Raw genomic sequence first — 23504 nt, 5'->3', positions numbered from 1 at the left:
GCATCTGAGTGGGAACCGCTATTGAGCCTCCACTTGAAGAGATCCCAAGTGGAGCAATGGCTCCTCCATACTCCAAGTTAGATTATTCAGCTTGACTACAATACTTATTCATCTGATTGACTAACGTATCTGACTGCTTACCAACAGTTGTAGCTGCTGTTGTCAGTGTTGAATCAATTTCGGCTCTAGCCTTTTGAATTTTTTCTCTACCAGGTGCCGAGGCTTCTGCTGTCTTGGTCGCACCCAGGGCCCTACCAGCTTTAGCGATCGCTTGACTGAGATTTTGAAAAATCTTGACAAAACCACTTTGAAATTCTTTCAGTTTGGGGTCTGTTAAATTCAGTTCCCCAATAGATTTAGTCACAAATTCTAAATCTTTAGATAGCTGTATGCTAGTTATGACTTGCGTTCCTTTATTTTGATCAATCAGAGAAGTGCCGGCATTGACAACTCGAATTAGTCGCTGGCATTGAGAGACTTTATCTTCACTGCAACTAGTAATTAACAAAGCGATGCTCAGACTAACAGGAGCAAGAACACTATATTTATGTAAAACAGACATTAACACTCCAACAGCAATAAGACCGAGAATATAGTATCCAATATTACTAATAAATAAGTTATTTGGGCATTGGGCATGGGGAAGAGACAAGGAAAAGGAGGGAGGTAAGGGAGAGATTTATTCAATAATTCACCCTTGTCCCCCTTGTCCCCAGTCCCCAATCCCCAACCCCCAGTCCCCAATCCCAAATCACCAATCTATCGGCAAACCCAACTGGTCTAAAGTAGTACCATCTTGCAAAAGTGGCTGAATATCACTGTCTATTTGAATGCGACCACCAGCCAGCACTAAAGCGCGTTGAGTAACTCTGCCTAACCAATGTAGGTCATGGGAGGCAATTAATATCACCTGCACGGGTAACTTTAACAACACTTGGGCCAAATGACGCCGCCATGCTGGATCAAGACCGCTGGTTGGCTCATCCAAAATTAGAATTGTCGGGTCTAGGGCTAAAATCGAGGCTAGGGCGGCTAGGCGTCTTTGTCCACCAGAGAGTTCGTGGGCGGAACGATTGGCGTAGGCTTCGAGTCCAAAATCAGCTAATAATTGTCGGGCGCGATCGCTTGCTTCTGCTGGTGACACACCATAGTTACGTGGCCCAAAGGTAACATCTTCCAAGATAGTGGGCATAAATAATTGGTCGTTGGCATCTTGGAAGCTAAAGCCGATTTGACGACGCACTTGGGGTAAAGTTTGCGGTTCTACGGGGATACCATTAATTGTAATTTTCCCAGATTGCGGTTGTTTTAAGCCGATCAGGTTCTCTAGCAAGGTACTTTTTCCGGAACCTGTTGCTCCCATCAACGCCACGCGATCGCCTTTATTCAAGGTAAAAGATATTTCTTGTAATATCGGCTCCTGGCGAGAATATGCATACACCAGGTTCTCAACCTCGACTACAGCTGTGTGGGGATTAGAAGTTAATGATTTCAAAATTTACAAACTCAATATTACTGCGTAAAGAGGTTGGGAGTTGGGAGTGGGTTAAATTTTGTAAGAAGTTAGGGTAACAACAGCAGCGATCGCCCAAGCTACTAATAAGGCAAAACGTTCTTTTGGTCTGAGGGTAGAATCTATGGGCAATTGTCCGTTGTAACCACGAGCTACCATTGCCGCGTAGACTCGCTCTGCTCTATCTAGACTACGGAGATACAAGGCTCCAATCATGGCGACACTCGCATAGCGCAGCCATCCAGCAGTTCCAGTCAAACCGCGTAATTGGGCGCTACGCCGCATCCGGTTTACTTCTGAGAGCAAAATTTCCATGTATTGCCCAGCTAACAACAAGTTTTCCTTTAAAGGTGCTGGTACTGGTAAACTTTTGAGGGCAATGCCAAAACTGTGGGGTGGTAAGGTTAGCAAAAAACTATTCATGGTAACCAGACAAACCAGCGAACGAACCAGCAAAAAAGTGGCTCGTTCCCATCCCTGGGGCAATGCCAGCAATGACAAAAAAATCAATTCTGTGCCGAGTAATCCTCCCAACTGGCGAATTGGGACGCGCAAGAAGCAAGCCCATAAAATTGCGATCGCGCCATATACACTTAGTCCATACCAGGCAGAATGCTTTAATAAAGCTGCCCCTACCACAATTACTAGAGATAGTTGCAAGCGTAGCGGTAAGGAAAGTTTAAGCATTCTTCGGTTTTACTACCTTGGCAATTGCAAAGGCAACAGCAAAGCAAACCGCAGATCCCACAAGTCCAGCGATACTAGTGCCAATTGGCCCTAAACCCTCAATCCCATAGTCAGCTAAGGGGGTTGGCACAATTATCCGTACTTTCTCGGCTAAGTCGATGAAGCCCGTATTTTCGGCAACTTTCTCTAAACCATCGGGCCACGCTGAGGCAAAGAGTGAGAGGACTCCGGCAATTAAGAAAATGGTGACAATAGGCACTGACCATCCGCGAAACTCCTGCTGCTCCCCCGGTAATAAATCTGGTCGAGCGGTGGCCAGATAAGTCAGCACACCCCCGGTTATCAGCCCTTCGCCAATGCCGATCAAAATATGTACACCTGTCATGGCTGGTAAAACTATAGCTACGGATGCAGTTCCAGAAAGGGCTAACTCAATGGCTGCTGCTACTGCTGCTACCACCACACTCACACCAGCGGCTATCCCAGCAGCTAAAGGTAAGCGCCTTTTAGATCCCCCAAACAACCGCTGTAAGGTTTCGGTTAAAACCCAGCCTACCCAAACACCAATCACTCCCATGTTCAAAATATTTGCGCCCAAGGCAGTAATACCACCATCAGCAAATAACACAGCTTGAATGATTAACACTGTGGCGATACACAACGTCCCTGCCCAAGGACTGCCCAAAACGATCGCAGCTAAGGTTCCCCCCAACAAGTGACCACTAGTACCTCCTGCTACCGGAAAATTGACCATCTGGGCGGCAAAAATGAAGGCGGTGGTTAGTCCCAATATCGGCGCACGACGAATACCAAAAGCTTCTTGCGATCGCCCAAAGGCAATAAAAAGTGCTGCTACACTAGCTAAACTAGTAGCCCCTGCCACTGGAACAGAAACAAATCCATCAGGAATATGCATGATCTACCCTGTATTTTTAGATGTTCACTTACTCAACACAATCAATAAAACTACGCCATCAACGCCATCAATTTAATAACAAACAAAATTCTTCGCTTTTTTGCAATGCCCTATTGGGGGATTTTGTAGTGTTACTTTTGACATATTTACAATCCGATATCTACTCAATAGTATACTTATTTATTAAGTAGTTAAATTTTGTTAAGTTTATTTTTTATCGAACAAAATTCAGGAGTCAAGAGTCAGAATTCAGCAATGTTTTCTGTATGACTGGCAGATGAATAACCGGGTTTAAGACCCCCACAAAATCGTAGATTTTGTGGTTTTCAAGACGCTCCAGGATGAGCTAACGCTGCGCTATCAGTCGCGGGTCTGAATCCCCGACTGATAGCGAGTCTTGTCTACGACACGCTACGCGAACGATAGCGGAGCGGTAGCGAGTCTGCGAGCGTCGCGTCTTTATTCTGACTCCTGAATTCTGACTCCTGAATTCTGACTTCTAAATTCTTCTTCAAATCACTAAACGTTGATTGGTCAAAGCTTAATAAAATTTTTAATAAATAATAATGATGTAGAAATATATTACCAAATCTTCGGATATTTCATACTCATTAAATATTACCCCTAGTAGTAAAAATCATAAAAATACGCTTATTCAACTGTATATTTGCTGTCTTAGTTGACTTAATGGTACAGTATATTTCAGATAAGCCAAAGTATAATAACACATATACAACAGTTTGCAAGTAACTGAGGTACAAAATGCAGGACTCATGCATCAGATATAAATAGTTTCTACCTCCAGCCGACGTTCGCGGACTCGCTACCGCTGCGCTATCATGCCTCCTGCCTCAAAACCCGTATCTTTGTACTTCATCCAAAAGAAAACTGCTGCGTGTCATAAATAAGTGGTTAAATATAAATTTTAGATGAATTTTGAAAAAATACTGTGAATTGAAGTACGGTAATTACTAAACTTTCAGAACAGCTACCTGTAGCAAAAGTATTGCTCAAGTTTTGAGTAACTAGATTCAGTAAATAAAGTCAGCAGATGTTTGGCTCTATTTTCTACGGACTTGAAATATCCTCGTTCTCCAATTTGGAATATGAAGACAAACTCATCCAACTCGCTTTTAACAGTACCAACTGGCCCATTAAAGATTTCAGAACTGCCTCCTAGCCGTGTGGGTACAAGTGGTGAATCTATTCATCTTTCTTTAGTAATTCCTACCTATAAAGAGCGTGACAACATCAAAAATGTAGTCAGGATATTGAGTCAATTACTGGATGAATCTATTCCAGGAAACTATGAACTAATAGTGGTAGATGATGATAGTCCAGACCGAACTTGGGAAATAGCGGAATCCTTGACGACAGAATACCCTCAGTTGCGGGTGATGCGACGCCAACAGGAACGGGGACTGTCCTCAGCGGTGATTCGTGGGTGGCAAGTAGGTACGGGGAGTGTGTTGGGGGTGATTGATGGAGATTTGCAGCATCCACCAGAGGTGCTGATGCAATTGTTGCGTAGTGTTGAGCAGGGAGCAGATTTGGCAGTAGCCAGCCGTCATGTCGAAGGAGGTGGTGTTAGTAGCTGGAGTGTTGTTAGGCGTTTATTGTCTCGTGGCGCTCAGTTGTTAGGTTTGGTGATCTTACCGGGAGTACTGGGAAGAGTTTCCGACCCCATGAGTGGTTATTTTATGGTGCGCCGGAGTGCGATCGCCAATGCAACACTCAATCCCGTAGGATACAAAATTCTCCTAGAAGTAATCGGCCGGGGAAACGTAGGCAAAGTTGCCGAAGTTGGCTATGTGTTCTGCGAACGCAAAGAGGGTGAGAGTAAGGTTACATGGAAGCAATATATAGATTACATCCACCACTTAGTGCGGTTGCGGCTTTCCACAGGACGGGTAGGACGATTAAGTAGAAAAGTTAATTTCCCCGTTGGTCGATTCCTCCGCTTTGGGTTGGTTGGCTTTAGTGGGGTATTTGTCGATATGACAGTACTTTACTTGCTCAGTGATCCGACTACCTTGGCTTGGCAACTGACACGCAGTAAAATTATTGCTGGTGAAATTGCGATTTTAAATAATTTCTTGTGGAATGATGCTTGGACATTTGCCGATGTCAGCGCCAGACAACAAGAATGGCATCAACGCCTGAAGCGGTTTTTGAAATTCAACGCCATTTGCCTTGGTGGACTTGTATTGAATGTACTGATATTAAATCTGGTATTCAACTTTCTTATTCCTAACCGTTATATTGCCAACTTCATTGCGATCGCAATTGCTACTATTTGGAATTTCTGGATTAACTTGAAACTTAGCTGGCGTGTCACCGATGTTAAATAATCACAATCGGGAACTAGCAATCTGATTTGATTTCTGAATCACTCATAGAGGTAAGGGACTGGGGATTGGGGAACTCAACCCCCCTCTGGGGATTAGGGGCAATGGGGACTGGGAAGAAGGAATAAAGGTGTACTGAGTTTTGTTCAAAAATCAAATATGAGTCCTATAGTTTAGAACGAACTTAAATCTGAAGTGTCAAACCTACAAACCAATTCGTGTGAGATCGGGCAATGAGAGTTTTTTTCCAAGGTGCATTTTATTTTTACAAAAAAATTATCTCATTGCTACCTATACCCACCAGCCATTTCCTGTCTCTGACAGACACAACCTCTGGCTCACAACACAAGCATTGGTATAATTGGCAGACTCGCCTCCCTTCTTTCTGGCTTCATCCCTTACTGAACTTGATGTGGTTGATCATCGGTATCAGCTTGCGCCTAGCCAACTTGACTGCAAAGCCTCCTTGGACTGATGAGTTTTCCACCTTGGTGTTTAGCTTAGGGAATACTTTTTTAGCAGTACCTCTAGATCAAGCGATCGCACCTGATATCCTATTGCAACCACTACAACTAAACCCAGCGGCTAGTATTGGTGATGTGGTTCATAACTTAGCTACACAAGATAGTCATCCACCACTGTATTTTGTGTTGGCTCACTTGTGGATGAAATTATTTCCCAGCGACGGAGGATTAGTATCACTGTTTGCGGCGCGATTGCTACCAGCTATCATCGGCGCTGCCTCAATCCCATGTTTTTACGTATTAGGTAGCGTAGCCTTTCGTTCGCCATTAGTGGGACACTTGACTGCTGCCATGATCGCAGTATCACCCTACGGCATATTTGTAGCACAAGAAGCACGTCATTACACTTTGGCAATCTTATGGGTAACTGCTTCCCTCACCTGCTTAGTAATTGCCACACGTCATATTCAAAACCGGACACCTTTACCGATATGGGTAGCACTTTTCTGGGTAGGAGTTAATGCTTTAGGTATTGCGACTCATTATTTCTTCACCCTCACCCTCTGCACAGAAGTCGTAGTTTTGATTTTTCTTGCTTGGCTGCAATTGCAAACTAGTAGTTCGCCAAGTGAACTTGGCAGGGTAAAGGGTAAGGGGGAAGGGGGAAAGGTTTTAAATCCCTTACCCTTTCCCCTTTCCCCTTTCCCCAGCCCTCACCCAGCATTTTTGGGTTGGCAGACTACTAGCAGCAAATTTTCTCTCCTCTTCTCTCCTCCCTGGCGGCGCATCTATGGCGTTGCTACAGGTACTTTGGTGGCGGGTTTAATTTGGATACCAATCTTGTTAGAGAATAGAAACCGTGATAATTTGACCGAGTGGATTCGAGGTTCGCGTGTTGGACTAGATTGGTTAAGCCCAATTTTTCAAGCTTTAGGAACATGGATGGCAATGATTTGCCTGTTACCAGTTGAATCTTCACAGCTATTGGTTGTGATTCCTTCTGGACTGGTGACGCTGATTTTCTTTATTTGGGCAGTACCAATTGTGCTGCGGGGGATCAAGATTCAACTACAGCACCCAGAAAGCCGGATTATGATTCAGGTGCTTGGTGGAGTAGTTATAAGTGCGATCGCTTTATTCTTTATCTTTACCTACTTTTTGGGAATCGATCTGACCAGAGGTGCTAGATATAACTTTGTTTACTTTCCGGCGATCATTGTTTTACTAGGGGCAAGTCTCGCAGTTTGTTGGCATCCTCCCAAGGAATTGATGGGAAGAGAACACGAAAAAAACGGCATAAAAAGTATAGGCAAATGGGGAATCAACGGAAAAAAAGCCGTGATGTTAATTTGGTTAACGGGATTTGTCAGTGCAGTTACAGTATTTTGTAATCTTGGCTATCAAAAATATTATCGCCCTGACCTTTTTGTGCAACTAATCCAACAAGTATCGCCAGTGCCAGTACTGATTGCCACCACCCACAAAACTTACATCCACACTGGGGAAATGATGGGGGTAGCGAGGGAAATTAAACTTGCCAATTCACCCCAAAATTTTTTGTTTCTTCTTGCCCATCAAGACCAAGATCCGAATCTTTCCACCATTGCTCTAGAAAATACTTTAAAGAACTTACCACGACCTTTTGACTTGTGGCTGGTAAACTTTCACGCCCCTGTAGCAGAAGCCGTCAAAACATGCGTGATATCTGATACTAAGTCTTTGTCAAACGTAGATGGCTACGAATATGAACTTTATCATTGTCAATAAGCTAGGGAGTGGGGAGTAAAGAAGGGAATAGGGTACAGGTTATAGGGTACAGGGTAGAGGTTACAGATTATTCCCTATAACCTGTCACCTGTCACCTCTCCCCTAATCCTAATACCCCATGCTTCAATCCAGATGCATCTTATGGAAGTTCCTCAAATATCAATATCCATAGGAGACTAGAGAAAGAAGAACAAAATATATCTCATGGATTTTGAAGCAGCGAAGGCTGTAACTAGTTAAGGAGGATTTATGCGTGCAGTACTGATGGCAGGCGGTTCGGGAACGCGGCTTCGCCCGTTAACTTGTGATCTCCCCAAACCGATGGTGCCGATTCTAAATCGACCAATTGCCGAACATATTATCAATCTCCTCAAACGACATCAAATTACAGAAGTTATTGCGACATTGCATTATTTACCTGATGTCTTGCGAGATTATTTTCAAGATGGCAGCGATTTTGGCGTGCAGATGACTTATGCCGTTGAAGAAGATCAGCCTTTGGGTACAGCCGGCTGTGTAAAAAACATAGCCGAACTCCTTGATGAAACCTTTTTAGTCATTAGCGGTGATAGCATAACAGATTTTGACCTCACCGCAGCGATCGCATTTCACAAACAAAATAAGTCAAAAGCGACTTTGATTTTAACCAGGGTTCCCAACCCGATTGAATTTGGAGTGGTGATTACCGATGAGGAAGCACGGATTCGGCGATTTTTAGAAAAACCCTCTAGTAGTGAAATTTTTTCTGATACCGTCAACACTGGTACTTACATTCTCGAACCAGAAGTTTTGGAATATCTGCCAGCAAACGTTGAATGTGACTTTTCCAAAGACTTATTCCCCTTACTACTAGCAAAAGATGAGCCAATGTATGGTTACATCGCTCAAGGTTACTGGTGTGATGTTGGTCACTTAGACGCTTATCGTGAGGCTCAGTATGATGCCTTAGATCGGAAGGTAAATCTCGATTTTGCCTACAAAGAAGTTTCCCATGAGTTATGGGTAGGTCAAAATACTTATATAGACCAGACGGCTGTGATTGAAACCCCAGCAGTGATTGGTGATAACTGCCGCATCGGAGCAAGAGTACAGATTGAGGCAGGAACCGTAATTGGTGATAATGTCACTATTGGCGCTGATGCAAATCTCAAACGTCCCATAGTGTGGAATGGGGCATTCATTGGTGATGAAGCGCATCTTTCCGCCTGTGTGATTTCCCGTGGCGCTCGTGTAGATCGCCGCGCCCATGTATTAGAAGCTGCTGTTGTGGGTTCGCTTTCCACGGTGGGAGAAGAAGCCCAAATTAGCCCTGGCGTGCGCGTTTGGCCCAGTAAAAAGATTGAGTCGGGGGCAGTTTTAAACATTAACTTGATTTGGGGGAACACCGCCCAACGGAATTTATTTGGTCAACGTGGTGTCCAAGGATTAGCGAATATCGACATCACCCCAGAATTCGCCGTGAAATTGGGATCTGCTTACGGTTCTACCTTGAAACCTGGTTCTAAGGTAACGGTTTCCCGTGATCAGCGTAATGTCTCGCGGATGGTGACGCGATCGCTCATTGCTGGTTTGATGTCAGTAGGTATTGATATTCAAAACCTCGATGCTACAGCTATCCCCATCGCCCGCACAGTTATACCCACAATGTCGGTAGCTGGTGGTATCCATGTACGGGTACACCCCGATCGCCCGGACTACATTCTGATTGAATTCATGGATGCCAAGGGGATTAATATCACCAAAGCCCTGGAAAAGAAAATTGAAGGGGCTTACTTTAAGGAGGATATGCGGCGGGCGCTAATTCATGAAATTGGCGATGTATCTTATCCTAGCCAAGTCATGGAGCGCTACTGCACTGCTTTTGAGAAACTGTTGCATGTTCATACACTCCGCAACAGCCGCGCCAAAGTGGTGATTGACTATGTTTATGCAGTATCGGGGGCAGTTTTACCCCAAATGTTGGATAAATTTGGTGCTGATGCCGTGGTATTGAATGCCAGTGTCAATAAAAGTGCGATGTCAATCACCGATCGCGAAGGACTGCTGACTCAGTTAGGTCATGTAGTGGAAGCATTAAAAGCTAACTTTGGTGTGCAAGTATCCGCTAATGGAGAACAGCTAATTTTAGTTGATGAATCAGGCTACCCAATTCGTGGAGAAACTTTAACTGCACTGATGGTAGACATGATTTTGACGGCTAACCCCAGAGGAACAGTAGTTGTACCAGTTCATGCTTCCAGTGCTATCGAACAAGTCGCCCGTCGCCATGATGGCAGAGTGATTCGCACCAAAGCCAACCCCACAGCTTTAATGGAGGCTTGTCAGAAAAACCCAAATGTGGTATTGGGAGGTAGTGGAGAGACTGGTTTTATTTTCCCACAACTGCATCCGGGATTTGATTCCATGTTCTGCATTGCCAAGATAATTGAGATGTTGACTATACAAGAGCGATCGCTTGCGGCGGCGCGATCGGAATTGCCCCGTGTAATTCATAAAACTTATACAGTCCGCTGCCCGTGGACAGCTAAGGGTGCTTTGATGCGTTACTTAGTCGAAACTCACCCAGCCCAAAACCTAGAACTCATCGATGGAGTGAAAATTTGTCAACCCTACGATGACAGTTGGTTATTAGTTTTACCAGATGCTAGTGAACCATTGGTGCATTTGTATGCAAATAGCAACGATCGCGAATGGGTGGATGAAACTGTGAGAAACTACCGCACCCGTGTTCAGTCGTTTGTGGAAAGACAACAAGAATATCAACCCGCAGAAGTGTAATTCGTAATTCGTAATTCGTAATTCGTAATTAAAAAATTCAATTACGAATTACGAATTAGCAATTACGAATTATTATTTAGGGCATTCTGGTAAACTTCTCTCGGCGTAATTGCAATCAAAATAAATTAAAGCTTCCCTACTAGAGTCAAATGATCTAGTTGTGGAGTATGCACTACTGTCTGGACTTGCTTCATATAGCCAAACTTTCAAATAGTAACTGCTATTATCATCGCTAGACCATAATTCATAACGGTAATCACCTCCTGAACCCTGACTATTTAAGTAGTCGGCTAGTGCTATGTTTGATGCGGACACCAAGCTAAATACAGTCAAAACAGGAATTACAGCTACTTTTAGTATTTGAATTAATTTCATAAATGCACAAAAAACTTACTTCCTCTAGCTTCCTTTACCGAAGTATTTTTTGAAACCAGTAATCATCAGGAACATTTTGTGAGGATACCGTAAGGCACTTAGTTTGAGTCGATGGAGTGCTTTCAAAAAAATATACTTACTTCAGGCTATTTCTCGCTTCGCTAAAAGAAATAACTTTCATCTTATTGCGTGAACTTGTACTGCTCATTGTACAAGTAGAGCGGTTTCTTCAATTTGTTTCCTGAAGTTCTTCACAAAACTTTATTATTTATAGATGAAAAATCTTGTCAATAAGTCTGGTAGGATATCCTTAAACTTATTGAGATAGATACTCATTAAGCTAATTGTCTATTTCAGCGATTTGAAAACTTTCTCAGGAGGTAACGCCATGACAAGGATGGCTGTTCAAACACCGGAGTCGATTCCCTGGTGGGCAGGGAACGCCCGGTTAACCAACCTCTCAGGGCGACTTTTGGGCGCTCACGTTGCTCATGCAGGGTTAATTGTTCTCTGGGCTGGTGCAACAACCCTATTTGAACTTGCCCACTTTAACAGAGCGCAACCAATGTACGAACAGGGGTTGATTCTATTGCCTCATTTAGCAACCCTCGGCTGGGGTGTTGGAAGTGGTGGACAGATATTAGATACATATCCTTACTTCGTCATTGGAGTATTGCACCTAATTAGCTCCGCCTTCTTGGGACTTGGTGGCATCTTTCATGCCCTACGTGGCCCCGCCATCTTAGAAGAGAGATTTTCCTTCTTTGGCTATCGCTGGTCAGATGCGAATAAAATGACCACGATTCTGGGTATTCACCTAGTATTGCTGGGTTTGGGAGCAGGCTTACTAGTTGCCAAAGCGATGTTCTTTGGCGGCTTGTATGATTCTACGGTGGGTGAGGTGCGCGTAGTTTCTAGTCCCACCTGGAACTCTGCCGTAATTTTTGGCTACTTGTTTGGTGGCGGTGGCAAACACTGGATTGCTGGAGTCAATAACCTAGAAGACTTGGTTGGTGGTCACATTTGGGTGAGCATTCTCTGCATTGCCGGCGGTATCTGGCACATTACGACTCAACCTTTTGGCTGGGCAAAGCAGCTTTTTATCTGGTCAGGAGAAGCATACCTTTCTTACAGTTTGGGTGCTTTAGCTCTCATGGGTTTGATTGCTGCCTATTTTGTCTCGGTTAACACCCTAGCTTACCCACCGGAATTTTATGGGCCAGCCCTGAGTATTGGGTTTGACCGCTTTCCCTACTTTCAAAGTGGAAATTTACTATCCTCTCGCGTTTGGCTGGCGAATGCTCACTTCTGGCTAGGTTTCTTCTTTCTTCAAGGGCATCTCTGGCACGCTCTACGTGCTGCTGGATTTGACTTCGCAAAGGGTAGAGTCATCCATTCAACTCGTGGGGAGGCAATCTAAGAATGGCAACTGCAACGATAACAACCCAGGAATCGGGTTGGTGGGCTGGTAATGCCCGGTTTATTAACCTGTCGGGTAGGCTTTTAGGCGCTCATGTTGCCCATGCTGGGTTGATTGTGCTTTGGGCAGGAGCAATGACTCTGTTTGAAATTACCAAATACAACCCCTCCCAACCGATGTATGAACAGGGGTTAATCTTACTGCCTCATCTGGCAACCTTGGGATTTGGTGTTGGTGACGGGGGTCAAATTATTGATACTTATCCTTATTTTGTCATTGGTGTTTTACATCTGATTAGTTCGGCTGTACTGGGTGCTGGCGGAATTTACCACGCCTTTTTAGGCCCGGAAGTCTTAAGTGAAAACCCCTCTTTTCCTGGCTTCTTTGGCTACGACTGGAAAGATGAAGACAAGATGACCACTATCATCGGCATTCATCTGCTGTTGTTGGGGTTCGGGGCGTGGTTATTGGTAGCGAAGGCGCTGTTTTGGGGTGGTCTTTATGATCCGGCAATGGCATCTGTACGAGTAATTACTGAACCAACTATTAACCCTGGTCGCATCTTTGGCTATCTCTTCGGTGCTTTTGGCGAACAGGGGATGGCAGCAGTTAATAATCTAGAAGATGTCATCGGTGGACATATTTGGGTAGGAATACTCTGTATTGTCGGGGGATTTTGGCACATTCTCACCAAGCCCTTTTCTTGGGCGAAAAAGATACTGTTTTGGTCTGGTGAGGCTTACCTATCCTATAGTCTGGGCGCTCTGGCTTACATGGGTTTGTTGGCAGCTTATTTTGTAACGGTCAATGATACCGTTTATCCCACAGTTTTCTATGGCCCGTTGGGATTGAGTACTACTGCATCGGGAGCAATTACGGTTCGCACTTGGCTAGCAACTAGTCACTTTGCTCTGGCGGTTGTATTTTTAGCTGGTCATATCTGGCACGCTTTGAGGGTACGTGTCATAGCGGCTGGACTTGATTTTCAGCAGGGAGTTGTCAATCCTGCGGGAATGCCGGAAATCGGGAATCTCTATACGCCAGTCAATGCTTCGGATATCACGCTGAAGTTTTTAGCAAATCTTCCTATTTACCGTCAAGGCTTGTCTTCTTTTTCACGGGGGCTGGAAATTGGTATGGCCCACGGCTACTTCTTGATTGGCCCATTTGTCAAGTTAGGCCCGTTGCGGGATACGGAGTTGGCGAATCAAGCAGGGTTACTGGCCACAATCGGTTTGCTGTTAATTTTATCGATTTGTTTGTGGCTGTATGGCAGTGTATCGTTCCAAGGGCGCAAACCTGCCCAAGGGGAGCTACCGGAAAATATGAAAACAGCTAAGTCTTGGAGTGAATTCAATGCTGGGTGGACAGTAGGTAGCTGTGGAGGAGCTTTGTTTGCTTTCCTGCTGCTAACCAATAGCAGTTTGTTTTTCTGAGTTGCACGAACTAGGCAAATAAGTATCCTTGCGTCAATTATTGCGATCGCAATAGCGGGTCTTTGCACCATCGCAGAATCACACATCATATATATCAGGTGGAAATATGTCGAAGAAAATTGGTCTGTTTTACGGTACTCAAACTGGCAACACTGAATCTGATGCTGAAAAAATTCGGGATGAGTTTGGTGGTGATCTTGTAACATTACATCCCATTTACGAGGCAGATACTACCACTTTTGATGAGTATGAATTGCTGATTATTGGCTCTCCCACTTGGGATATTGGTCAACTTCAGAGCGATTGGGAAAGCTTTTTGCCTGATCTGGATGAAATAGATTTTAGTGGTAAGTTGGTTGCTTATTTTGGCGATGGCGACCAGTATGGCTATGCCGATAATTTCCAGGATGCAATGGGAATTTTGGAAGAAAAGATTTCCCAGCGAGGCGGTAAAACAGTTGGCTATTGGCCAACTGAGGGATATGACTTTGAGAATTCTAGAGCTTTGAAAAATGGCAAGTTTGTCGGATTGGCACTTGATGAAGGTAGTCAATCTGATTTAACAGATGAGCGAATTAAAACTTGGGTTGCTCAGTTGAAGACAGAATTTGGTTTGTAGAAAATCTTGGGTGCGGGAGATCCCCGACTTTTTATAGAAGTCGGGGATCTGACAACTAGTGAAATTGATAATTTAGTAGTTATAGGTCTTTATGTCTGATTCATTTGATGTTCTGTGGTTAAGTGCCAGTACTGCTTTACAGCGTTTTGATAAACCATTACTTGAATATTTATCTGGGTATATAAGCGTCGCCCAGTGGGAATACCAGCAAACTAAAGATGAAGCCAGTTCCATAGATCAAGCTGTAGAGTTGCTATATGACTTTTTAGAATGGCGCGATCGCCCCGTGCATTTAGTCGGTCATGGGATGGGTGGTGCGATCGCCTTAATCTTTGCTCGGCGATTTCCCCAAAAAGTGCGATCGCTAACTCTGCTGGCTGTAGCTACTCAACCTGCAAACAATTGGCACGCTCACTATTACTTTCAACGACAACTTTTTAGCATCAGCCGTGAGCTAGTCTTAGCAAGCAACGTTCGGAGTCTATTTGGAAATCAACCGCCTCATACCGCTAAGAAGTTAGTCGCTGCTTTAGATAAAGATTTAGAACAATCTCCCTCACCACACTCTTTATTTAAGTTAGTCTATTTACCCAAAGGTGGAGTTTCTATGCCAATGATGGTATGTGGTAGCAAGAGTGATCCGGTAGTCAACCCACTTGCATTGCGTGACTGGTTGAATTGGTTTAAGCCAGAAGATAAGCTCTGGGAATGCCCACAAGGATATCATTTTTTTCATTACTTCTATCCTCAACAGGTTGGCGAACAGATTTTGAGTTTCTGGCAACACCACCATCCCCATCTACTGGAAGCTTCTGCACTGTCTTTTAGCACTTCTACAAGTTATTCATGAAGGCATAAAGCAGAATAACCCACGCTTAAAAAGAATATTTCCTTAGTAGTTCGAGCGGTGATAGTTAGTATTGTCGCTCCGCTTGCGTTGCCCATTTTTTCTCCAGTTTTAATGATTACATTTTGTAAAGAGCCGATCTAAATAAGAATTATTTTCAATAGACTAAATTTGTAATCTCAATAATTGGTAACTAGCTATCAATAAGCAGAGCGGATGGCAAGAAGTGATATCTGAGGACAATCGGTAACGCCTGCGGTGAATTGGAATAATCTTTCTTTCCTTGGATAAAAGCTTCGCGTCTCCTGTGGTAGCACTCACACGACATTTAACTGCTGAAACAAAAACCAAATAATTGAGTATTATTAGCAACAACTACTAATTGCTTAACAATGCAGACATACGGCAATCCCAACCTCAAATTTGATTGGTGGACTGGTAACGCCCGCTTCGCCAATCTCTCTGGCTTATTTATCGGCGCTCATGTGGCACAAGCAGCGTTGACGACGCTCTGGGCTGGGGCGTTTACATGGTTTGAAATCTCCCGCTACAATCCCGAAATACCGATGGGCGAACAGGGGTTGATTTTGCTTCCCCACTTAGCTACCTTGGGTTTTGGCGTGGGTGCAGGTGGTCAGGTAGTCGATACTTACCCTTATTTCGTTATCGGCGCTTTACACTTAATTTCTTCTGCTGTGCTTGGTGCAGGCGCACTTTTCCACACCTTCAAAGCTCCAAAAAACTTAAAAGACGCAACTGGTCGCGCTCGGAAATTTCACTTTACATGGGACGACCCGAAAAAACTTGGTTTTATCTTAGGACATCACCTGATTTTCTTGGGATTAGGTGCTTTACTCCTGGTAGGAAAAGCCATGTTCTGGGGAGGATTGTACGACTCGACAATTCATGATGTGCGAGTTGTCACCGACCCCACCCTCAACCCCCTGGTTATTTATGGCTATCAAACCCACTTTGCCACAGTTAACAACTTAGAAGATTTAGTCGGCGGTCATATCTATGTAGGCTTGTTACTCATTGGCGGCGGTATTTGGCATATCCTCATAGAGCCTTTACCTTGGGCGAAAAAGCTTTTAATTTTCTCCGGTGAAGCCATCCTTTCCTACTCATTGGGCGGTATTGCTTTAGCGGGATTTGTTGCAGCTTACTTTTGTGCGGTGAATACCTTAGCTTATCCCGTGGAATTTTATGGCTCGACCTTGGAAGTAAAACTTGGAGTTAGCCCTTATTTTGCCGACAGCATTAAGTTAGCTAACGGTGGTTACACTTCCAGAGCATGGTTAGCAAATGCCCATTTCTTCTTGGCTTTCTTCTTCTTGCAAGGTCATCTGTGGCACGCGCTACGAGCAATTGGTGTTGACTTTAGCCGAATTGAAAGGGCAATAAATGCCATTGGTAGCGAATCGTAAAATAATTTTAGATTTTAGATTTTGGATTTTAGATTATGACAATCCAAAATCCAAAATCCAAAATCCAAAATGCTCATAAGGGTATTTAATTATGACAATTACAACTGATAGAACCTTAGCAGCAGACACAAATTTATCGTGGTTAGTGGGTAATGCTCGTTTAATTGATTTATCTGGTCAATTATTAGGCGCTCACATTGCTCATGCAGGATTAATTATGTTTTGGGTAGGAGCAATCACAATATCTGAAGTTACACGTTTTGTTCCTAGCATCCCAATGTATGAACAGGGATTGACTTTGTTACCCCACTTAGCAACTTTGGGCTGGGGTGTAGGTGCTGGAGGTGAAGTAGTCGATACCTATCCCTATTTTGTAATTGGCATTTTGCATTTAGTTGCATCTGCTGTGTTGGGTGCAGGTGGACTTTTTCATGTTTTTCGCGCTCCGGCAATTTTATATAATGCCGGTGGACAGGCGGCAAGATTTCACTATGAATGGAATGACCCCAAGCAATTGGGTTTAATTTTAGGTCATCACTTAATTATTCTGGGTTTGGGAGCATTTTTGTTAGTGCTAAAGGCAATGTTTTTTGGCGGAATTTATGATACTAATTTCGGTAATGTCCGCCTAATTAGCAATCCTAATTTAAACCCAGAAATAATTTTTGGCTACTTAGTTGGTCTGAAAGATGGTAACTGGACTCCTTTGGGGATGGCAAGTGTTGATAATTTAGAAGATGTCATTGGTGGTCACATTTGGATTGGCTTCATTTTAATTGCTGGTGGCGTTTGGCATATTCTTGTACAACCTTTTAGCTGGATAAGACGAATTTTACCAATTGATAATGGTGAAGAAATTCTTTCTTATAGCTTGCTAGGTTTAGCTTTAATGGCTTGGATTTCTGCCGCTTTTGTGGGATACAACACGACAGTTTTTCCGAGAGAATTTTACGGTTCAGAACGTCTAGGATTGGCAGATATTCAGTTCTTTCTTGGTGTTGTGGCTTTCTTAGGTTTTGTTTGGCACTATTGGCGATCGTCTCGTCAAATAAAGACGCGATGAATCAAGACGCGATGAATTGCGTCTCTACAAATGGTCTTTTCAAATTGGTATTACCTTAATTAAGTTTCGCTCAACACTAGCTAAATAAAGTCTTATGCCTGCGGTGAAAAGCAGTAGACTGCGGGCATTTTTTTGGAATTTTTATGAGGATGACTCATGTTAAGTATGATTTTGTGTGCTTTTTGCACTTGGACAATAATGATTCTATTTATTGGTAGTGTCTGGTTAACTTTAAAAAAAGGAATAATTCATTTAAAAACGCTGCATGACATTCCTTGCTCTGGTTGTGAATATTTCACCAACGACTACCGCCTTAAATGTACTGTACACCCAAAAAAGGCTTGTTCTGAGCAAGCGATCGCTTGTATTGATTTTGAGCCGAAAACTTCTGCCTGTAATGCTTGCAACAAGGGGCGGCGAAAGCTTTATTGAATTTATTTGATTAATCGTTCTGTGAGATACAAGAGTGCGATGTCTGACGACAAGCCTCACGGCTACGCTTTTGGTATTGGCGCTGCGATCGCTAATTATTGATGGTTCATCCTCTCAAGCTGGGTGTAATCATTCGGATAGGCGTTCTCGAAAATAAAGGCGATATAAATTACAAAGGCATTGAACTTTATTTTCTTTAAATTCAATTAACCCCAGACTGCGTAATTTAAAACTTTGTGCAGAGTCTAACTTCACAGGAATATCACTCTCAATCACTTTTTTCATCGCTGCTTTTAACAATTTGTCTTCTTCCAGCAATGAAAGATAGGGATGTAAAAAGCCTCTAAATAATCCCTCATCAGTGGGAGCAACTTTCAAGAACTGTTCTAAAGTTAAATTACCTGTGGCAATTTGATAAAGAGCAGTCCTTAATAAATAAGGATGACCATCAATCATTCCCCTTAATTGTCCGATTTCTGTATCTGACCAATTTAATTGATGTCGTTGGACTAATTCTTTTACTTGTGTGGCGTTGAATTCTCCTATTTCGACAGATAAGCCCACATTAAAAGGCGATTGATTGACATTTAGAGAAACATATACTTCTTGAGAATGAGCAATTACTAAACGCAATTTTTGCCAGATTTCTTCGTTTTTACCGTTTTCATGCCAAGCTCTGAGTAGAGCAAAAAATTCTTGAGCGATTTCGGGATAAGGAAAAATTTTATCAATATCATCTAAGCCTAATACAAGGGGAACATCAAGATTTTTTAATAAATAGTCTTTTAAATAGTTAGTACAGTTAACTTGACTGCTTAAGCGTCTTTTCCAAGATTGATCTATTTTATCTTCTAGCCCTAATTCATAACTCAAAGTTGCACAAAATGCCTGTAAGAAATTATTGAGATCGGTAAGATTTTCTTGACTCCATAAATTAAGAGAAACTGTGCGATAACCTTTTTGTTTACTATGGTTAACAATACGGCTCATTAAAGAAGTTTTCCCCATCTTTTGCGGCGCTTTGATGCGGATTAACGCCCCTGGTTGGAGGATAGACTCATAACATTTAATTTCCACCTCTGGACGCTCGATATAAAAAGGGGAGTTAAGAGGAACTTGACCATCAGGATTTTCATAAGTCACTGACGAGTTGTTCTGTTTTACTTTTGATGTTGATTGTTCAACAATGCCTAGATTAATCAGCAATTGTTGCTTAATAAACTGACTCACTCCCTTGTAGACTAAATTCTCTGTTGATTTTGGCTTGGTGATAGAAAGATGGTCGTCATCTGTAGCGGTAGGTTGGACATCTTTGATGCCTGGATTAGCACTATCTGGGTCTACAACTAAAAAACCTTGAGTGGGCTTAGTTTCAAAATAAACTTTTGTAGTAATTTCCAAAAAATCAACATTTTGCCGATACCACTCATTAAGTTGACGCAGTTGGGGAATATGTGCTTTCAATTCATTAACACTAACAGTGGTTCGTGCCAAAATACCAATTTTATCGACTAAGTTAGCGAGATGAGAACCAGTGTGAGGAGTGGATAGAAATACAATGCCTTTTGTCTGTTCAATAACTGCTGTTTTTTTAAATGTCTGAGCATTACGCAGCATTTCTTTGATTAATAATCCACCCATACTATGAGCAATAAAAATTATTGGGTATTTTCCAAAATCATAAACTTCTAAATATTCTTGTAAATTACTAGCTCTATCAAAAAGTGGCATTGTTGAACCTCTCCACTCAAAGGGTTCAGCTTTGTAACCAAAAGACCAAATACCTAAATCTGGTCTTTCTTGTGCAAGCCACGTTAACCAGAAATTATCATCGTTGCGTAGTTCTTGCGGATGCCAAGTTCCTCGTGCGTGACCACCTAACCCGTGAACAAAAATCACATCCCCGCGCCGCTTAGGGTTGTCACATCCCGATATTTTGATTAAACCAGTCATCTCTGCGGGTTCAGGTTTTGGGATTTTAGAAAAAATGTTAAAGGGCATAGATATTATGGGGAGGATTAGAGGATGACAAGTTCTTTTTATGCCACGATCGCAGCGCGACTTAAAACTAGGATACAGCGATCGCGTCACTACTCGGACTACGGTGTACACATAAGTCGTATCACCCCCCTTAATCCCCCCTTATAAAGGGGGGAAATAAGATTTCCGGTTCCCTCCCCTTTACAAGGGGAGGGTTAGGGTGGGGTAAAACCGGTTTAACAACTTGGCATCCGGCTTTTTTAGCGTTGGGTAAAACTTTGAATAGAATGTGCTGCTAAATATCAGGGTTTTTGTAAGAAGTACAAACCAAAAGCGAAAACAGAAAAACGCTATTTTTGGGGTAATCAATTTTTGCCTAAAGTAATTAAAGGCAAAGCTAAAAAAGCATCACCAGGACAGATGCGATTGCCTTGGGATAGTTGGCAGGCAAGTAATCCAGAAATTGTTGATGTGGCTGAGAAATTTATTTTTGCTAATTGTTATAATCCGCAAGTTGCAGGGATGATTTTTAGAGATCACAGTCAATGATTTGAGATGAAGATAGGAGCAGTGTCTCTATTTATCACTAAATATGTCTTTTTTAGAAGAATTTGCTACTTACTGGTAATATCAACGACTCTAAATTCGCTCTTCTCAATTCCCTTTATGTTGTTTGTTTTTTTCTTTGGGTTGTGCATTGCCTAGTGCCAGGTATCGAATCTCCCAAAGTCTTATTACTGCGTGGAAAATATCCCATAAAGAAATCTTTACAATTCTCTGAAAGCCTTATCGGTTAAAATTTACAAGTCTCTGCAAGAAGAGAAGAGTACCACGTCGACGTCCACAACCGGAACCGTCCCAGCACCCGAAAACGAAACCACGCCCCCTATCGTCGAATCTCCAAAAGGGAGTTCTCCTTTCATCGATAATTCCCCCTCTCCATCTCCCTTCAGGTTCATGGGTAATTCCTCATATCTTCTCCACTCTCCATCCTTTCCTCTCCATCCCACATTTTTTTCATAATCATCATACCCTTTCGAGTTCCAATTTTTCCATTCTCCCTTCTCCCAATCAAAATCAAGAGAATTGCCACTAGCCAAATATATTTTTTTCTGGACACTATAACCAAAATACCCCTTAGAGTTATTTACCCAAAGTGTATCTAGTTGTTTTAAATCCTTACAATTAAAGTTTTTGACATCAATTAAATTTAAATAGCCTTGTTCTTCCTTTCCTGCTGAATAGAGAATAAACTGCCAATTTTTTGAATCCGCCTCCTTCCATCGATGTTCCTGCATTAAATAATCTAATTCATTCAATAAATGATCCTTTAAAGATTGAGCATAAACTGTATTTGAGCCGTCTAATTCTTTAAGTTGACGATAAAGCAAAGCCACAATATCAGCATTGCCATTGTAGAGAATATTTAAGTCTAAGGTAAATAAATCAACATTAGATTTAAACTTAGATTTCAGACTACTGATATAATCAAATGCTTTCTTATAATCTGCTAAAGCCTTAGATTGATTTGAACGTTCCTCTAATTTAGCTTTAACGTAGTTAATATAAACTAAAGTAGCTAAATTATCAGGATTTTTATCAATTATATTTTCTATTATTGATAATTCTTCCAGGCTTTTAGTAAAATTTATTTCAGCCTTTTCTAAATCTTTTTTTTGATTTTGATCGCTTTCAGCATCAGCTAGATATTGATACCCTAAAACCAGCGAACTATTTAACAAAGCCTCTTTTAGCTGAAAATTATTAATTTTCTTCTGCAAAACTAAACCTGCAATATTCAAAGACTGATTGGCTTCGTTTGTTTTTCCCTTTTGTTGCAATTGAGAAGCCACTGCTGAAAGTTTTCTAATTTTATCAATAGATTGGTTGAGTTCATTTGTATTTTTGTGAGCAGTTTGCAACTGGATAAATGCACCTATACCTAACAAACCTGTAATCCCTAAAGTCACAGATAAAACCACCACTCCAAAACGCATTCTTTTCTTAGCAGTTACCAATTGCTTTTCAGCTTCCTGTTTAGCTTTTGCTTCAATTTGTCTAGCCTTTTCTGCGGCTTCCTTTTCTTTCCTTTCTCTTTCTAATTCTGCTTGTCTTTCTGTTTTTGCTAGTTCCTCTTCTCGCTCTCGTTTACGACTAGCTGCTAAAAATTCCAAATCCTGAAAACCTAAGCTTTTATTCTTTGCCCAAGCATCCGCTTCTGCTAAAGCATTTTCTCTCAATAACCGAGACTCATCCTGTTTTCCTGATAATATCCACTGACGATAATTCTCTGCATAAGGACGCAAACTGGCTAAAGTTTTCTCAATCCAGAAGTTGTCAAAAATGGTTTGATAAATCAGGTTATAAACCTTTAATTTACTCTCCTTTTTAACAACGATTCCCGCTAACTGTAAATCACTCTGTTCAATACTACTATCAATATCAATTCCGCGCGATTGCCATACTTGTTGATATAAATCTAATAAGTATGCTGCTTTCTGTTCATCTCTTTTTAAGATTCTATCCCGAATTGTTCTAAAATGTTCTGGTTCATCTTGAGATTCCCAATTCTGAATCACTCTATTTCTGACTAAATTCTCTACAAAAGGAGCTTCTTCACCTGGGGGAATTATAGTTGCAGATTTACGGACAAATTCACAGACTTTCTGGGTCAAAAATGGCTGCCCTCCAGTCCAGTCTAGAATCGCTTTTAGTACGGTTTCCGGGTTGCTACTTTGTCCAGATAATCCGTTTATTAAAGGTAAAGCTTCTGCAAATTCAAATCCGGTTAATTCAATTCCTTTGCCAATATTAAAAGGAGTGCGTTTTTTATCTCGAATTAACTCAGAAGGGGTAGCAACTCCCAAAAGCACAAAAGTAATGCGTTGATATTCAGGATTATCAACTCTTTGATTAAACAAAGCTCGAATTAAAGCAAAAAAATCATCAACACGAAATTTTAAACTGAGAATACTATCAATTTCATCTATAAAAATAACAATCTGTGTGGAAACTAATTTTAGTAATTTGTCAATAAATTTACCAAAAATCTGCACATCAGAAAATCGTGAATTTTCTTCCCATAACTCATCTATATCAAACTGCTCACCTAAGTTTAAACTTTGAGAACGAGAAATAGTATCAATAATCCCAGAATACCATTGTTCAGACTTTAGCCCTGATGTCCCAATTAAGGTTAAATCAATAGATACACAAGCAATTTCTTCATTTTGTAACCTTTGCATTGTACGGACACGCAAACTGGATTTACCCATTTGTCGAGAGTTCAAAACAAAACAAAACTCTCCAGCTTTCACAGCTTGATACAAATCTGCATCAGCTTGGCGTGTGACGTAGGTAGGTGCATTAGCAGGAAGACTACCACCAAATTGATATTGATAATCTTGGGGAACAGGCGAATTTATAGTCATA

At 42.0% G+C, this 23504-nt stretch carries 19 protein-coding genes; 12 read left to right on the top strand and 7 right to left on the bottom strand.

From position 1 onward, the window contains the following. Positions 1-82: 82 nt before the first annotated feature. From RRG12_RS29875 to RRG12_RS29860, 4 genes are all read right to left on the bottom strand, one after another. A complete protein-coding gene (locus RRG12_RS29875; protein WP_420761692.1) occupies positions 83-562 on the bottom strand; it encodes a hypothetical protein in 480 nt (159 codons plus the stop codon). 189 nt (positions 563-751) lie between these two features. Further along, positions 752-1495 (bottom strand): energy-coupling factor ABC transporter ATP-binding protein, encoded by a 744-nt coding sequence (locus RRG12_RS29870; RefSeq protein WP_069068645.1) that lies wholly within the window; start codon positions 1493-1495, stop codon positions 752-754. 51 nt (positions 1496-1546) lie between these two features. Further along, positions 1547-2200, bottom strand: a complete 654-nt coding sequence (locus RRG12_RS29865; RefSeq protein ID WP_069068646.1) for an energy-coupling factor transporter transmembrane component T family protein — start codon at positions 2198-2200, stop codon at positions 1547-1549. Beyond that, positions 2193-3116 carry an energy-coupling factor ABC transporter permease gene (locus tag RRG12_RS29860; RefSeq protein ID WP_420761691.1) on the bottom strand — a complete coding sequence of 308 codons (924 nt, stop codon included), beginning with the start codon at positions 3114-3116 and terminating at the stop codon, positions 2193-2195. The genes RRG12_RS29865 and RRG12_RS29860 overlap by 8 nt, the downstream gene beginning before the upstream one ends. A gap of 1106 nt (positions 3117-4222) precedes the next feature. On the opposite strand from RRG12_RS29860, the gene RRG12_RS29855 reads away from it, so the two are divergent. The 3 genes from RRG12_RS29855 to RRG12_RS29845 all read left to right on the top strand — a co-directional run bounded on the left by RRG12_RS29855 (position 4223) and on the right by RRG12_RS29845 (position 10473). After that, positions 4223-5467 (top strand): glycosyltransferase, encoded by a 1245-nt coding sequence (locus RRG12_RS29855; protein ID WP_420761690.1) that lies wholly within the window; start codon positions 4223-4225, stop codon positions 5465-5467. Between the two features lie 230 nt (positions 5468-5697). Further along, positions 5698-7695, top strand: coding sequence for a glycosyltransferase family 39 protein (locus tag RRG12_RS29850; protein WP_420761689.1), 1998 nt, complete (start codon positions 5698-5700; stop codon positions 7693-7695). A gap of 249 nt (positions 7696-7944) precedes the next feature. Further along, entirely contained in the window at positions 7945-10473 is a 2529-nt protein-coding gene (locus tag RRG12_RS29845) for a mannose-1-phosphate guanyltransferase (RefSeq protein WP_069072502.1), read from the top strand. Between the two features lie 72 nt (positions 10474-10545). On the opposite strand, the gene RRG12_RS29840 is transcribed toward RRG12_RS29845, so the two are convergent. Next, the gene (locus RRG12_RS29840; RefSeq protein WP_420761688.1) at positions 10546-10848 is read right to left on the bottom strand and encodes a hypothetical protein; all 303 of its coding nucleotides are present in this window, start codon (positions 10846-10848) and stop codon (positions 10546-10548) included. A gap of 397 nt (positions 10849-11245) precedes the next feature. Here RRG12_RS29840 and RRG12_RS29835 point away from each other — a divergent pair, with 397 nt between their 5' ends. The 7 genes from RRG12_RS29835 (at position 11246) to RRG12_RS29805 (ending at position 18092) form a co-directional block, all read left to right on the top strand. Further along, positions 11246-12268, top strand: a complete 1023-nt coding sequence (locus RRG12_RS29835) for a chlorophyll a/b binding light-harvesting protein (RefSeq protein WP_420761696.1) — start codon at positions 11246-11248, stop codon at positions 12266-12268. A gap of 2 nt (positions 12269-12270) precedes the next feature. Continuing rightward, the gene (locus RRG12_RS29830) at positions 12271-13704 is read left to right on the top strand and encodes a chlorophyll a/b binding light-harvesting protein (RefSeq protein WP_420761687.1); all 1434 of its coding nucleotides are present in this window, start codon (positions 12271-12273) and stop codon (positions 13702-13704) included. Positions 13705-13810: 106 nt separating this feature from the next. Then, on the top strand, positions 13811-14323 hold the full coding sequence (gene fldA, locus RRG12_RS29825; protein WP_420761686.1) for a flavodoxin FldA: 513 nt from the start codon (positions 13811-13813) through the stop codon (positions 14321-14323). 91 nt (positions 14324-14414) lie between these two features. Then, positions 14415-15173 (top strand): alpha/beta fold hydrolase, encoded by a 759-nt coding sequence (locus RRG12_RS29820; RefSeq protein WP_420761685.1) that lies wholly within the window; start codon positions 14415-14417, stop codon positions 15171-15173. A gap of 389 nt (positions 15174-15562) precedes the next feature. Then, positions 15563-16597 carry a chlorophyll a/b binding light-harvesting protein gene (locus RRG12_RS29815; RefSeq protein ID WP_420761684.1) on the top strand — a complete coding sequence of 345 codons (1035 nt, stop codon included), beginning with the start codon at positions 15563-15565 and terminating at the stop codon, positions 16595-16597. A 91-nt stretch (positions 16598-16688) separates the two neighbouring features. Beyond that, positions 16689-17660, top strand: a complete 972-nt coding sequence (locus tag RRG12_RS29810) for a chlorophyll a/b binding light-harvesting protein (RefSeq protein ID WP_420761683.1) — start codon at positions 16689-16691, stop codon at positions 17658-17660. A gap of 156 nt (positions 17661-17816) precedes the next feature. After that, complete coding sequence (locus RRG12_RS29805; protein WP_420761682.1) at positions 17817-18092, top strand: hypothetical protein; 276 nt, start codon at positions 17817-17819, stop codon at positions 18090-18092. A 129-nt stretch (positions 18093-18221) separates the two neighbouring features. Here RRG12_RS29805 and RRG12_RS29800 read toward each other — a convergent pair whose 3' ends face one another. Then, a complete protein-coding gene (locus RRG12_RS29800) occupies positions 18222-20093 on the bottom strand; it encodes an AAA-like domain-containing protein (RefSeq protein ID WP_420761681.1) in 1872 nt (623 codons plus the stop codon). Positions 20094-20117: 24 nt separating this feature from the next. On the opposite strand from RRG12_RS29800, the gene RRG12_RS29795 reads away from it, so the two are divergent. Both RRG12_RS29795 and RRG12_RS29790 read left to right on the top strand, forming a co-directional pair. Then, complete coding sequence (locus tag RRG12_RS29795; protein WP_420761680.1) at positions 20118-20240, top strand: hypothetical protein; 123 nt, start codon at positions 20118-20120, stop codon at positions 20238-20240. A 204-nt stretch (positions 20241-20444) separates the two neighbouring features. Next, positions 20445-20621 carry a hypothetical protein gene (locus RRG12_RS29790; RefSeq protein WP_420761679.1) on the top strand — a complete coding sequence of 59 codons (177 nt, stop codon included), beginning with the start codon at positions 20445-20447 and terminating at the stop codon, positions 20619-20621. A 251-nt stretch (positions 20622-20872) separates the two neighbouring features. On the opposite strand, the gene RRG12_RS29785 is transcribed toward RRG12_RS29790, so the two are convergent. Then, positions 20873-23503 (bottom strand): AAA-like domain-containing protein, encoded by a 2631-nt coding sequence (locus RRG12_RS29785; RefSeq protein ID WP_420761678.1) that lies wholly within the window; start codon positions 23501-23503, stop codon positions 20873-20875. Position 23504 lies beyond the last annotated feature (1 nt).

This window comes from Nostoc sp. CALU 546 (genome assembly GCF_048836525.1).
The sequence above is the reverse complement of the archived record's forward strand: the minus strand, read 5'-3'. Positions and strand labels throughout refer to the sequence as shown.

What these genes read in the sequence shown, in the direction of transcription:
- RRG12_RS29815 (WP_420761684.1), top strand. Translation starts at nt 15,563, where the DNA reads ATGCAGACATACGGCAATCCCAACCTCAAATTTGATTGGTGGACTGGT.
- RRG12_RS29845 (WP_069072502.1), top strand. Translation starts at nt 7,945, where the DNA reads ATGCGTGCAGTACTGATGGCAGGCGGTTCGGGAACGCGGCTTCGCCCG.
- RRG12_RS29835 (WP_420761696.1), top strand. Translation starts at nt 11,246, where the DNA reads ATGGCTGTTCAAACACCGGAGTCGATTCCCTGGTGGGCAGGGAACGCC.
- RRG12_RS29820 (WP_420761685.1), top strand. Translation starts at nt 14,415, where the DNA reads ATGTCTGATTCATTTGATGTTCTGTGGTTAAGTGCCAGTACTGCTTTA.
- RRG12_RS29830 (WP_420761687.1), top strand. Translation starts at nt 12,271, where the DNA reads ATGGCAACTGCAACGATAACAACCCAGGAATCGGGTTGGTGGGCTGGT.
- RRG12_RS29860 (WP_420761691.1), bottom strand. Translation starts at nt 3,116, where the DNA reads ATGCATATTCCTGATGGATTTGTTTCTGTTCCAGTGGCAGGGGCTACT.
- RRG12_RS29855 (WP_420761690.1), top strand. Translation starts at nt 4,223, where the DNA reads ATGAAGACAAACTCATCCAACTCGCTTTTAACAGTACCAACTGGCCCA.
- RRG12_RS29800 (WP_420761681.1), bottom strand. Translation starts at nt 20,093, where the DNA reads ATGCCCTTTAACATTTTTTCTAAAATCCCAAAACCTGAACCCGCAGAG.
- fldA (WP_420761686.1), top strand. Translation starts at nt 13,811, where the DNA reads ATGTCGAAGAAAATTGGTCTGTTTTACGGTACTCAAACTGGCAACACT.
- RRG12_RS29840 (WP_420761688.1), bottom strand. Translation starts at nt 10,848, where the DNA reads ATGAAATTAATTCAAATACTAAAAGTAGCTGTAATTCCTGTTTTGACT.
- RRG12_RS29785 (WP_420761678.1), bottom strand. Translation starts at nt 23,503, where the DNA reads ATGACTATAAATTCGCCTGTTCCCCAAGATTATCAATATCAATTTGGT.
- RRG12_RS29865 (WP_069068646.1), bottom strand. Translation starts at nt 2,200, where the DNA reads ATGCTTAAACTTTCCTTACCGCTACGCTTGCAACTATCTCTAGTAATT.
- RRG12_RS29850 (WP_420761689.1), top strand. Translation starts at nt 5,698, where the DNA reads ATGAGAGTTTTTTTCCAAGGTGCATTTTATTTTTACAAAAAAATTATC.
- RRG12_RS29795 (WP_420761680.1), top strand. Translation starts at nt 20,118, where the DNA reads ATGACAAGTTCTTTTTATGCCACGATCGCAGCGCGACTTAAAACTAGG.
- RRG12_RS29805 (WP_420761682.1), top strand. Translation starts at nt 17,817, where the DNA reads ATGTTAAGTATGATTTTGTGTGCTTTTTGCACTTGGACAATAATGATT.
- RRG12_RS29810 (WP_420761683.1), top strand. Translation starts at nt 16,689, where the DNA reads ATGACAATTACAACTGATAGAACCTTAGCAGCAGACACAAATTTATCG.
- RRG12_RS29875 (WP_420761692.1), bottom strand. Translation starts at nt 562, where the DNA reads ATGTCTGTTTTACATAAATATAGTGTTCTTGCTCCTGTTAGTCTGAGC.